General features: G+C 65.0%; 1 protein-coding gene. It reads left to right on the plus strand.

Features of this window, described 5'->3' with window-relative positions; genetic code table 11:
• The first annotated feature begins 280 nt into the window (after positions 1 to 280).
• Positions 281 to 14,320, plus strand: coding sequence for a non-ribosomal peptide synthase/polyketide synthase (locus tag AC4PS7_RS13625; protein ID WP_492179486.1), 14,040 nt, complete (start codon positions 281 to 283; stop codon positions 14,318 to 14,320).
• Positions 14,321 to 14,323: the final 3 nt, after the last annotated feature.

Raw genomic sequence — 14,323 nt, forward strand, 5'->3', positions numbered from 1 at the left:
GTGACGAGTTCGGGCCAGGTAAATGCCATATGCTCATCGAGCAGTTTGGCGAGCAGCTTGTTTTGGGCAAGGCGTTTCCTGCGCGTAACTAAATTCAGTTGCAAAAAGTGGTGTTCGTCAATACTAGCCCGACGTTGTGCGGTCTTCCTGAGACTGATGTAACCCTTGATGACACCTCGCCTTGCGCCTCCCATCCCCCCGCTAATTTTTCCCTCTCCGGTTCGTTTTATAGGGACGACGTGCCTTTGTGCTTCCTGCCTATTGCTCCGGACTCCAAGAAATGAATGCTGAAGACTCCTTGAAACTTGCTCGCCGGTTTATCGGGTTACCCCTGGAAAAACGCCAACTGTTCCTGCAGGCCTTGCAGAAAGAAGGCGTGGACTTTTCCCGGTTTCCGATTCCGGCAGGGGTGCAAGTGGAGGATCGCCAGGCCCTGTCCTACGCGCAGCAGCGCATGTGGTTTCTCTGGCAATTGGACCCGGCCAGCGGGGCCTACAACCTGCCGGGTGCCGTGCGGCTCAAGGGCGCGTTGAGCCTTAATGCGCTGGAGCAGGCGTTTGCCAGCCTGGTTGCGCGCCACGAAACCTTGCGCACCGTGTTCCAGCGCCAGGCGGATGAACGCCTGTTGCAGGTGGCGGCCGACACGTCGTTGACCGTCGAGCAACTCGATCTGAGTCACCTGGCCCTCGCCGAGCGTGAAGAGGCCGTCAACGCCGCTGCGACCCGTCAATCGCTGCTGCCGTTCGACCTGGAAAACGGCCCGCTGCTGCGCGTGCAACTGCTCAAACTCGACGCCCAGGAGCACGTGTTGCTGCTGACCCTGCATCACATCGTCTCCGACGGCTGGTCGATGAACGTGCTGATCGACGAGTTCATCCGCTGCTACGACGCCCATGAGCGCAGCCAGGCCCCACAATTGCCGGCCTTGCCGATCCAGTACAGCGACTACGCCCTGTGGCAGCGCCGCTGGCTCGAAGCCGGCGAGCAGGCGCGTCAGCTGGAGTACTGGCAGGCGCGCCTGGGTGATGAGCACCCGGTGCTGGAGCTGCCCACCGACCGCCCACGCCCGGCCATGCCGAGCTATCAGGGCACGCGCCATGATTTTGCGATCAACCCGCAGCTGGCCGCGCAATTGCGCACCTGTGCGCAAAAGCACAACGTCACCCTGTTCATGCTGTTACTCGGCGCGTTCAACGTGCTGCTGCATCGTTACACCGGGCAGGGCGATATCCGCGTCGGCGTGCCGATCGCCAACCGCAACCGCACGGAAGTCGAAGGCCTGATCGGCTTTTTCGTCAACACCCAAGTCCTGCGCACCGAGCTGACCGGGCAAACCCTTGTCACTGAGCTGCTGCAAAGCATCAAGGAACACGCACTGGGCGCCCAGGCCCATCAGGAGTTGCCGTTCGAGCGGCTGGTGGAAGCGCTCAAGGTCGAGCGCAGCCTCAGCCATACGCCGCTGTTTCAGGTCATGTACAACCACCAGCCAGTGGTGGCCGACATTGCAAACGTCAGCACCGCCTCCGGCCTGGAGCTGGCCCTGGTGGAGTGGCAGGGCCGCACCACTCAGTTTGACCTGACCCTCGACACCTATGAAAAATCCGGCACCCTGCACGCCGCGCTGACCTACGCCAATGACCTGTTCGACGCGCTGACCATCGAGCGCATGGCCGGGCATTGGATCCGCCTGTTGCAGGCCATGGTGGCGGACGGCACGCAGCGTATCGGCGAGTTGCCGATGCTGGCCGCAGATGAACAGCAATTGCTGGTCCACGCGTGGAACCAGACCGCCGAGGCGTACCCGACCGAGCGCGGCATCCATCACCTGATCGAAGACCAAGTGCAGGCCACGCCCGACGCGCCGGCGCTGGTGTTCGGCACCACGACGCTGACCTACGCCCAGCTGGATGCGCGTGCCAACCAGCTGGCCCATGCCCTGCGCGAGAAGGGCGTAGCCCCGGACGTGTTGGTCGGAATCTGCATCGAGCGCTCCATCGAAATGGTGGTCGGTCTGCTGGCCATTCTCAAGGCGGGTGGCGCCTACGTTCCGTTGGATCCTGAATATCCCCAGGAACGCCTGGCCTACATGATCGAGGACAGTGGCATTCAGTTGTTGCTCAGCCAGCACAGCCTGTTGCCAGTGCTGCCTGTCGAGGGTATCCAGGTGATTGCCCTGGACCAGCCTGCCAGTTGGCTCGATGGCTACAGTGCCGAGTCGGCAAACGTCCCCCTTCACGCGCTGAACCTGGCCTACGTGATCTACACCTCGGGCTCCACCGGCAAGCCCAAGGGTGCCGGTAACAGTCATCGCGCACTGGTCAACCGCCTGTGCTGGATGCAGCAGGCCTACGGTCTGGATGCCCGCGATGCGGTCCTGCAGAAAACCCCGTTCAGCTTCGACGTCTCGGTGTGGGAGTTTTTCTGGCCGTTGATGACCGGCGCACGCCTGGTGGTCGCGGCCCCTGGCGAGCATCGCGAACCGGCCCGCCTGATCGAGACGATTGGTCGGCACGGCATCACCACGCTGCACTTCGTGCCCTCGATGCTCCAGGCGTTTATTCATGAGCCGGGCGTGCAGGCCTGCACCAGCCTCCAGCGCATCGTGTGCAGTGGCGAAGCCTTGCCGCTGGATGCGCAATTGCAAGTGTTTGCCAAGTTGCCCCAGGCCGGGTTGTTCAACCTCTACGGCCCGACCGAAGCGGCCATCGACGTCACCCACTGGACCTGCGTCGACGAAGGCGCCGACAGCGTGCCCATCGGCCGTCCAATCGCCAACCTCGGCACCTACGTGCTCGATGCCCAGCTCAACCCGGTGCCCGCTGGCGTCAGCGGCGAACTCTACTTGGGCGGCATTGGCCTTGCCCGCAGTTACCACCGGCGCCCGGCGCTCACCGCAGAACGTTTTGTGCCCAGCCCCTTCGGTGACGGCGCGCGTCTGTATCGCACGGGCGACCGCGTGCGTCAGCGGGCCGACGGGGTGATTGAGTACCTTGGCCGTCTCGATCACCAGGTCAAGCTGCGCGGCCTGCGGATCGAGCTGGGTGAAATCGAGACACGCCTGATGCAACACCCCTCGGTGCGCGAAGCCGTGGTACTGGTGCAGGGTGGCAAGCAACTGGTGGCGTACCTGGTGCTGGAGGACACTGCGCCGGTCGACCTCAAAGCCTGGCTGCTCAGCAGCCTGCCCGAGTACATGGTGCCCAGCCATATGGTGCCCCTGGCCAAGCTGCCCGTGACCGCCAACGGCAAGCTCGACCGCAAGGCCCTGCCATTGCCGGATGTCGCGCCACAGCAGGCCTTTGTCGCCCCGGAAAACGACCTGCAGAAAGCCGTGGCGGCGATCTGGAGCGATGTGCTGGGTGTGGAACAGGTCGGCCTGGACGACAACTTTTTCGAACTGGGCGGCGATTCGATCATCTCCATCCAGGTGGTCAGCCGTGCGCGCCAGGCGGGTATTCGCCTCAGCCCACGGGACCTGTTCCAGTACCAGAGCGTGCGCAGCCTGGCGCTGGTGGCGACCTTCGAGCAGGCGACTGCTATCGATCAGGGGCCGGTGACCGGCGAGGTGATCCTCACGCCCGTCCAACACAGCTTTTTCGAGCAGGCGATCCCGGCGCGTCAGCACTGGAACCAGTCGTTGCTGCTGACCCCGCGTGAAGCCCTTGAGCCCGCGCGCCTAGAGGCCGCCTTGACTCGGTTGATCAACCACCACGACGCCCTGCGCCTGCGTTTTGTGCAGCAGGCAGACGGTTGGCGACAAGCTCACGCCGAGCCGGTTGCCACCGCGTCGTTGTGGCAATCCCAGGTTGCTGACGAGGCCGAGTTGGCCGCACTGTGCGACGAGGCGCAACGCAGTCTCGACCTCGAACAGGGCCCGCTGCTGCGCGCGGTCCTGGCCGTGATGGCCGACGGCACCCAGCGCCTGCTGCTGGTGGTGCACCACTTGGCGGTGGACGGTGTGTCGTGGCGCATCCTGCTCGAAGACTTGCAACAGGCCTATCGCAACGCCGCGTTGCCAGCCAAGACCAGCGCCTACCAGCTGTGGGCGCAGCAGTTGCAGCGCCATGCACAGACGCTGGACGAGCAACTGCCGTATTGGCAAGCGCAGACCGCGAGTGCCGATCTGCCGTGCGACAACCCCCAGGGCGGCCTGCAAAATCGCCTGGGCAGCCTGCTGGAGATCCGTCTCAGTGCCGAACACACTCGGCAACTGCTGCAAGATGCCCCGGCGGCCTACCGCACCCAGGTCAACGACCTGCTGCTGACCGCGTTGGCACGGGTCATCAGCCGCTGGAGCGAACAGCCCGCCGCGCTGATCCAGCTGGAAGGCCATGGCCGTGAAGACCTGTTCGACTCGGTTGACCTGAGCCGCACCGTCGGCTGGTTCACCAGCCTGTTCCCTGTGCGCCTGCACGCCGATGGCGAGCTGTCGGCGGCGATCAAATCGGTGAAGGAGCAACTGCGCGCCGTGCCGCACAAAGGCATTGGCTACGGCCTGTTGCGCTACCTCGGCACGCCTGACGCCCGCGAAGCGTTGTCAGCCTTGGCCGCGCCACGCATCACCTTCAACTACCTGGGCCAGTTCGACCGCCAGTTCAATGAGTCGGCGCTGTTCGTCCCGGCTACCCAGGGCAGTGGCCAGGCCCAGGACCCGCAGGCGCCGCTGGCCAACTGGCTGACCGTGGAAGGGCAGGTGTATGGCGGTGAACTCGCTTTGCAGTGGGGATTCAGTCGCGAGATGTTCGACGTGGCGACGGTCCAGCGCCTGGCCGATGACTACAGGGCGGAACTCCAGGCCCTGATCGAACACTGTTGCGCCACGCCGGCGGGGCAGGTCACGCCTTCGGACTTCCCTCTGGCACGCCTGACCCAGCAGCAACTGGACGGCTTGCCCATCGCCGGGCCGGCGATTGCCGATCTCTACCCATTGTCGCCGATGCAGCAGGGCATGTTGTTCCACACCCTGTATGAGCCTGAGGCCGAGGCTTACATCAACCAGTTGCGCCTGGACATCGAAGGCTTGGACCTGCTGGCGTTCGGCCGTGCCTGGCAAGCCGCGCTGGACCGCCATGACATTCTGCGCAGCAGCTTCCACTGGCTTGGCCTGGACAGCGCCCATCAGGTGATCCAGCGCCAGGTCGATGTGCAGTTGCATGTGATCGAAGACATCGACGCCGACTGCGATGCGCTCGCCGTGGCCGAGCGCGAGAAAGGTTTCACACTGAATGCAGCGCCGCTGTTTCGCCTGATGCTGGTACGCGGTGCCGGTACGGCCTGGCACCTGATCTTCACCAGCCACCACATCCTCATGGACGGCTGGAGTAACGCGCAGTTGCTGGGTGAGGTCATCGCTCATTACGCCGGGCACGCCGTGCCAGCGCCGCTGGGGCAGTTCCGCGATTACCTGGGTTGGCTGCATCAGCAAGCTTCGGGCGAAGCGTTCTGGAAAGCCACTCTGGCACCGTTGCAAACGCCAACCTTGCTGGCGCAGGCGCTGCGTGTACCGACCGAAGGCAAAGGCATGGCTGAGCATCGGGTGCTGCTGGGCGACGACTTCACGCGTGCTCTCGGCGAGTTTGCCCGCCGCCACAAAGTCACCCTCAACACCGTGCTTCAAGGCGCCTGGAGCTTGTTGCTGCAGCGCTATACCGGGCAGGACTGCGTGGCCTTTGGCGCCACGGTCGCGGGGCGCTCGGCACCGTTGCCGGGAATCGAACAGCAACTGGGCCTGTTCATCAACACGCTGCCCATTGTCAGCGCGGCCTCGCCAGCGCTGTCGGTGGCCGGTTGGCTGAGCGAACTGCAAGCGCTCAACCTGAGCCTGCGCGACCACGAACATGTGCCGCTCTACGACATCCAGGGCTGGGCGGGGCAGCAGAGCGCTGCGTTGTTCGACACCTTGTTGGTGTTCGAAAACTTCCCGGTGGCCGAAGCCTTGAAACAAGGCGCGCCCGCCGGCCTGACGTTCGGCCGCCTGCACAACCATGAGCAGACCCACTATCCGCTGACGCTGGGGATCGAGTTGGGCGCCAGCCTGCGCCTGGAGTTCGGCTACGACCAGGCCCGATTCAGCGCGCAGCAGGTTGCTCGACTGAGCGGCAACCTGCATCACCTGCTGGTGCAGATGCTCGCAGACGCCCAGGCACCGCTTGGCAACCTGCGCCTGCTCGACGCCGCTACTCACCGCGACGTGCTCGCCCATAGCCGGGCGACCGGTGCCGCCCCGCGCCAGCTGCGCGTGCACGAACGTATCGCCGCCCAAGCTGCCGCCACACCTGACGCGCTGGCGGTACAAGCGGGCGACGCGCGCCTGAGCTACGCACAGCTGAATGACCACGCCAACCGTCTTGCCCATCGCCTGCTGGCGCTGGGTGTTGGCCCAGGCCAGCGCGTCGGCCTGGCGGCCCGACGTGGCCCGCAGTTGATCGTCAGCCTGCTGGCGGTGCTCAAAAGCGGCGCCGCCTATGTGCCGCTGGACCCGAACTATCCGACCGAACGCCTGGCCTACATGCTGGCGGACAGCCGCCTGGACCTGCTGCTCAGCGAAACCGGGCTGCTGGCCGACCTGCCACTGCCCCAAGGGCTGGCGCGTTTGGACTTCACCGCGTCGGGCGCAGAGTTGGCCGACTACCCGTCGACCCCTCCCGCCAACCATGCCGCCGCTGCCGACCTGGCCTATGTGATCTACACCTCCGGCTCGACCGGGTTACCCAAGGGTGTGGCTATCGACCATGCCGCCCTCAGCCAGTTCTGCGACAGCGCCGAGGCTTACAGCCGCTTGAGTGCTTCTGATCGCGTGCTGCAATTTGCGACGTTCAGCTTTGACGGCTTCGTCGAGCAATGCTACCCGCCGCTGTGTGTGGGCGCGGCGTTGATCATGCGCGGCGATGAGCTGTGGGATGCCGGGCAACTGGCCCGCGAAATCGTCGAGCAGGGCGTGACCCTGGCGGACTTGCCGGCTGCGTACTGGTATCTGCTCGCCAAGGAATGCGCCGTCGACCGACGCACCCTGGGCAACCTGCGCCAGGTCCACGTGGGTGGCGAGGCGATGTCGGTGGAAGGGCTGCGCGCCTGGCACACTGCCGGTCTGGGCGGCGTGCGCCTGGTCAACACCTACGGGCCCACCGAGGCCACCGTCGTGTCCAGCGTGCACGACTGCCAGTTGGCGGACGCCAGCGATGCGTTTGGCGTGCCGATTGGCCGGGCCATCGAAGGCCGTGCCTTGTATGTGCTGGACAGTGGTTTCGAACTGCTGGCCAGCGATGGCGTGGGCGAGCTGTGCATCGGCGCCGAGCACGGCCTGGCGCAATGCTATTTTGACCGCCCGGCGTTGACCGCCGAGCGCTTCCTGCCGGACCCGTTTTCCGCCGTGCCGGGTGCACGGCTCTACCGCAGTGGCGATCTGGCCCGTTACAACGAGGCGGGTGCGCTGGAGTACGTCGGGCGTATCGACCATCAAGTGAAAATTCGCGGTTTCCGCGTGGAAATGGGCGAGATCGAAGCCAGCCTGCAAGCCTTGCCGTCGTTGCGTGAAGCGGCTGTCATCGCGCAACCAAGCGCGACGGGCACGCAATTGGTGGCGTACGTGGTGCCCGTTACGGCGCAGACGCTCGACCCGCAAGCATTGGCGGCCACCTTGCGCCAGTCCCTGCCGGACTACATGGTGCCGGGGCAATGGGTCATCCTTAAGGCCTTGCCGTTGAACAACAACGGCAAGCTTGACCGTCGCGCATTGCCGGCGCCGGACCTGAATCAAGCGCGCCAGGCCTACCTGGCGCCGCAGAATCCCCTGCAATCGCGATTGGCTGCCATCTGGCAAGCGGTGTTGCAAGTGGAACAGGTAGGCCTCAACGACCACTTCTTCGAACGCGGGGGCCATTCGTTGCTGGCGACCCAAGTGGTCTCGCGGGTGCGTCATGACCTGAAGCTGGAAGTGCCGTTGCGCGCACTGTTCGAACAACCGACGCTGGAAGCGTTCGCAGCCGCTTGCGCCGGGTTGCAGACCGCCCCGGCGCTGCCGCTGGTGGCGGTGACGCGGGACCAGCCGCTGGCGCTGTCGTTCGCCCAGGAGCGCCAATGGTTCCTCTGGCAACTGGACCCGACCAGCGCGGCTTACCACGTGCCGAGTGCACTGCATCTGCGCGGACGCTTGGACGTCGCGGCGCTGGAGCAGGCGTTCCAGGTTCTGGTGCAGCGCCATGAGCCGCTGCGCACCACTTTTATGGAAGAGGGCGAGCACACCTGGCAAGTGATTCATCCGCGCTTGGCGATGCCGATCGAACGCCAGCGGGTCGCGGCGTCGGCGATCGAACACGCGGTGGCGCAGGAAATCCAGCGTCCGTTCGACCTGGTCAATGGCCCGCTGATGCGCGTCAACTTGCTGGAGGTCGAGGCCGAGCACCATGTGCTGGTGATCACCCAGCACCACATCATCTCCGACGGTTGGTCGATGCAAGTGATGGTCGACGAGCTGGTGGCGCTCTATCAGGGCCAGGCTGAGTTGCCTGCGCTGCCGATCCAGTACGTCGACTATGCCCAGTGGCAACGTGACTGGATGGCGGCCGGTGAAAAACAGCGCCAACTCGACTACTGGCGCACCCGTTTGGGCACCGAGCATCCGGTGCTTGAGCTGCCGCTGGATCACCCGCGGCCGGCGCTGCAAAGCCATCGTGGCGCACGCCGGCAAGTCCAGCTCGACAACGCGCTGGTCGCTGAGCTCAAGGCGCTGGCCCAGCGTCAGGAAGTGACCCTGTTCGTGCTGCTGCTAGCGTCGTTCCAGACCTTGCTGCATCGCTACAGCGGCCAGTCCCGGATCCGTGTCGGCGTACCGATCGCCAACCGTAATCGCCTGGAAACCGAGCGCCTGCTGGGCTTCTTCGTCAACACCCAGGTGCTGCAAGCCGACGTGCACGGGCAGATGGCCTTCGACCAATTGCTCGCCCAGGTCAAGCAGCAGGCCCTGGACGCCCAGGCGCATCAGGACCTGCCGTTCGAACAACTGGTCGAAGCCCTGCAGCCGGAGCGCAGCCTTAGCCATAACCCGCTGTTCCAGGTGATGTTCAACCACCAGGACAACCTGCGTGCAGCCCCGCTGCAATTGCCGGGCCTGGACCTGCAAGCGGTGGATTGGGCCGGGCACAGCACCCAGTTTGACCTGAACCTGGAGACCGAAGAGTCCGCCGAAGGCCTGTGGGCGTCCCTGACCTACGCCACTGACCTGTTCGACGCCACCACCGTCGAGCGCCTGGCCGAGCACTGGCAAAACCTGTTGCGCGCCGTGGTGAACGATGCGTCCCAGGCCGTGGATGAGCTGGCGATGCTTAGCGCACCGCAATGGCAACAGATGGTCGAGGCCTGGAACGACACGTCGGTGGATTATCCCCGCGAGCGTTGCGTGCACACGCTGTTCGAGGCCCAGGCACTGGCACAACCGGACGCGCTGGCGCTGCAGTTCAATGGTCAGGCCCTCAGCTACGGCGAACTCAACCGTCGCGCCAATCGCCTGGCCCATCGCCTGATTGCGGCGGGCGTAGGCCCGGACGTGCTGGTGGCGGTGCATGTCGAGCGTTCGCTGGACATGGTGATCGGCCTGTTGGCGACCCTCAAGGCGGGTGGCGCGTATGTGCCGCTCGACCCGCAATTCCCGGCGGACCGCTTGGCCTTCATGCTTGAAGACAGCCGTGCGCGAGTGTTGCTGACCCAGTCGCACCTGGACGGCATCCTGGCGCACCCGCAGGGTGTGCAGGTGCTGATGGTCGAGGCGGATGACAACGCCGCCGAGCACGACCCGCAGGTCAACGTCACGCCGGAACACCTGGCCTACGTGATCTACACCTCCGGCTCCACCGGCACGCCCAAGGGTGTGATGGTGCGCCACCAGGCGCTGTGCAGTTTCACCTGCGGGATGGCCGGCACCCTGGACATCGGTGCTGACGCCCGCGTCTTGTCGCTGACCACCTTCTCGTTCGACATCTTCGCCCTGGAGCTGTACGTGCCGCTGACGGTCGGCGCCACCGTGCTGCTGAGTGGCCAGGAACTGGCCCTCGACCCCGAAGCCATCATCGACCTGGTGCACAGCCAGTCTGCCAACGTCCTGCAAGCCACGCCGTCGACCTGGCGCATGCTGCTGGAGAGCCCGCGTGCCCAGCTGCTGCGCGGTATCAAATGCCTGTGCGGCGGCGAAGCACTGCCGTCGGACCTGGCCCAGCGCCTGCTCGACCTGCAAGGCCCGCTGTGGAACCTCTATGGCCCGACGGAAACCACTATCTGGTCGGCAGCCCATCGTCTGCACGAAGCCCAGCCTTTGGTCGGGCGGCCTATCGCCAATACCGCGTTGTTCATCCTCAATGCCGGCTTGACCCCAAGCCCGGTGGGCGCGGCCGGTGAGTTGCTGATCGGCGGCGTCGGCCTGGCGCGCGGTTACCACGAGCGCCCCGCGCTGACCGCCGAGCGATTTGTGCCTAACCCGTATGGTGCGCCGGGCGAACGCCTGTACCGCACCGGCGACCTGGCCCGCTACCGCGCCGACGGTGTGGTGGAGTACATCGGCCGGGTCGACCATCAGGTCAAGGTGCGTGGGTTCCGTATCGAACTGGGTGAAGTCGAAGCCTGCCTGCGCGAGCAGGCCGGTATACGCGAAGCCGTGGTCCTGGCCGACAACGATCGTTTGATCGCCTACCTGGTCAGTTCCGCGCCCGACGCGCCGGAGGTCTACAAGGCGGCCCTGCGCGAGCGCCTGCCGGACTACATGGTGCCGGCGCACCTGATGTTCCTCGACAGCCTGCCCCTGACCCCCAATGGCAAGCTCGATCGCAAGGCATTGCCGGCGGTGGACGCGGCGCTGTTGCGCACCGGTCATGTGGCGCCCGTGACGCCGCGTGAGCAGCAGGTCGCGGCCATTTGGGCCGACGTGCTGGACCTGCCGCAGGTCGGTCTCGATGACCACTTCTTCGAACTGGGTGGGCATTCGCTGCTGGCCACACGGGTAGTCTCGCGGGTTCGCCAGGCACTGGCGCTGGAAGTGGCGCTCAAGACTCTGTTCGAACACCCGCTGCTGGGTGACTTCGTGCAGGCCCTGGGCGAGGAGGGCGTGGTTGCGCCGGCCTTGCTCAAGGCTGACCGCCGCCAACCGCTGCCGCTGTCCTACGCCCAGGAACGCCAATGGTTCCTCTGGCAACTGGACCCACACAGCACCGCGTACCACATCCCCAGCGCCTTGCGTTTGCACGGGCAGCTTGACCTGGGGGCGCTGCAACGCAGTTTCGATACCTTGCTGGCGCGCCATGAAAGCCTGCGCACCCATGTGCGCCAGGACGCCGCCGCTACCGTGCAGGTGATTGAGGACTCGGGCCTGATCGAAATCGACCTGGCCGACACCGATGAAGCCAGCCTCAAGGCACGGGTCGCTGAGGTGGTCGCGCAGCCGTTCGAGCTGCTGCGCGGGCCGCTGCTGCGGGTCAAACTGCTGCGCCTGGCGGCTGATGATCATGTACTGGTGCTGGTGCAGCACCACATCGTCTCCGATGGCTGGTCGATGCAACTGATGGTCGAGGAACTGGTGCAGCTGTATGCCGCCTTCAGCCAAGGCCACATGCCAGACTTGCCAGCCTTGCCGATCCAGTACGCCGACTACGCCCTGTGGCAGCGCAACTGGATGGAGGCCGGCGAGAAGGCCCGCCAACTGGCGTACTGGCAGGCCCAGTTGGGTGGCGTGCAGCCGGTACTGGAGTTGCCTTTCGACTACCTGCGCCCGGCGGTACAAAGTCACCGTGGCGCACGCCTGGGAATCGAGTTGCAACCGCAACTCTTGGCCGGTTTGCGCCGCTTGGCCCAAGGCGCCGGTGTGACGTTGCCGATGGTGCTGTTGGCGTCCTACCAGGCGTTGCTGCACCGCTACAGCGGCCAGGAAGACGTGCGCGTGGGCGTGCCGATTGCCAACCGCAATCGCCTGGAAACCGAGGGGCTGATCGGCTTCTTCGTCAACACCCAGGTGCTCAAGGCCGATATCCACGGGCAGATGAGTGTCGTGCAACTGCTGCAACAGGTACGCCAGCGCTCTCTGGAGGCCCAGGCCCACCAGGACCTGCCGTTCGAGCAACTGGTAGAAGCCCTGCAACCCGAGCGCAGCATGAGCCTGAGCCCGCTGTTCCAGGTGCTGTTCAACCATCGCGTAACCTCGGCTGCCCATCACCTGCAGCGCCTCACCGAACTCGATGTCGAGGTGCTGAGTTGGGATGAAGGCGTGGCCCAGTTCGACCTGGCACTGGATGTGGAGGAAAGCCAGGCGACCCTGCGGGCTTCCCTGAACTACGCCACCGACCTGTTTGCGCCCGCCACGATTGAACGCATGGCCGGCCACTGGCAGAACCTGTTGCAGGCGATGGTCGCCGACCAACAGCAACCCATCAGCCAACTCAACCTGCTGGGCCAGGACGAGCAACACCACATTCTTCAACTGTGGGACCAGACCGACGCCGGCTTCTCGGCCAAGCGTCTGGTCCACGAATTAGTCGCCGACCGCGCCCGGGAAAACCCGGATGCAGTCGCGGTGAAATTCGACGCGCAAACCCTGAGCTACGGCGAGCTGGACCGCCAGGCCAATCGCTTGGCCCATGCATTGATCGCCCGTGGCGTCGGCCCCGAAGTGCGCGTGGCGATTGCCATGCCGCGCAGCGCCGAGATCATGGTGGCGTTCCTGGCGGTGATGAAAGCCGGTGGCGTCTACGTGCCGCTGGACATCGAATACCCGCGTGATCGCCTGCTGTACATGATGCAGGACAGCCGCGCGCAGTTGCTGCTGACCCACACCCGTGCCTTGCAGCAACTGCCGATCCCCGACGGCCTTGATTGCCTGGCAATTGATCGTACCGAGGAATGGGCAGGCTTCAGCGACACGGCTCCGCAGGTAAAACTGGACGGCGACAACCTCGCCTACGTGATCTACACCTCCGGCTCCACCGGCATGCCCAAGGGCGTAGCGGTGTCCCACGGCCCGTTGGTGGCGCACATCATCGCCACCGGCGAGCGTTATGAAACATCCCCGGCCGATTGCGAACTGCATTTCATGTCGTTTGCCTTCGACGGCTCCCACGAAGGCTGGATGCACCCGCTGATCAACGGCGCCAGCGTGCTGATTCGCGATGACAGCCTGTGGCTGCCGGAGTACACCTACCAGCAGATGCATCGCCATCACGTGACCATGGCCGTGTTCCCGCCGGTGTACCTGCAACAGTTGGCCGAACATGCCGAGCGCGACGGTAACCCGCCCAAGGTTCGTGTGTATTGCTTCGGCGGTGATGCCGTGGCCCAGGCCAGCTATGACCTGGCTTGGCGCGCACTCAAGCCGACCTACCTGTTCAACGGTTACGGCCCGACGGAAACCGTGGTCACGCCGTTGCTGTGGAAAGCGCGCAAGGGCGACCCCTGCGGAGCCGTCTACGCGCCGATCGGCACACTGCTGGGCAATCGCAGCGGCTACGTGCTGGATGCGCAACTCAACCTGCAACCCATCGGCGTCGCCGGCGAGTTGTACCTGGGCGGTGAGGGCGTGGCTCGGGGTTACCTGGAGCGTCCGGCCCTGACCGCCGAGCGCTTTGTGCCGGACCCGTTCGGCAAGCCCGGCAGCCGTGTATATCGCAGCGGCGACCTGACCCGTGGCCGCCCGGATGGTGTGGTGGATTACCTCGGTCGCGTCGACCATCAAGTGAAAATCCGTGGCTTCCGTATCGAGCTGGGCGAGATCGAAGCCCGTCTGCGCGAACAGGACAATGTCGGTGAAACCGTCGTGGTGGCCCATGAAGGCCCGACCGGCAAACAACTGGTCGCCTACGTGGTACCGGCAGACACCCTCCTGGCCGATGAAAGCGAGTTCCGCGACAGCCTGCGCCGCGCGCTGAAAACCCACCTACCGGACTACATGGTGCCGACGCACTTCATGTTCCTGGCGCAAATGCCGCTGACCCCCAACGGCAAACTCGACCGCAAGGGCTTGCCCGAACCGGACGCGAGCCTGTTGCAACAGGCCTATGTGGCCCCCGAAACCGAGCTGGAACAGCAGATCGCCGCGATCTGGGCCGACGTGCTGCGCCTGCCGCAGGTGGGCTTGAACGACAACTTCTTCGAAGTGGGCGGCCATTCCCTGCTGGCGATCCAGATCACCTCGCGGGTCCAGGCCGAACTGGGCCTGGAAGTGCCGTTGCTGGAAGTGTTCCAGACCGAAACGCTGCGCGCCTATGTACAGGCCGCCGCCACCTTCCGCGCCGGCAGTGCGGAAGATTTTGATGACCTTCGTGACTTTTTGAGCGAACTAGAGGCGATTTGACCC

It is taken from the genome of Pseudomonas sp. DW-iso3 (assembly GCF_058725305.1).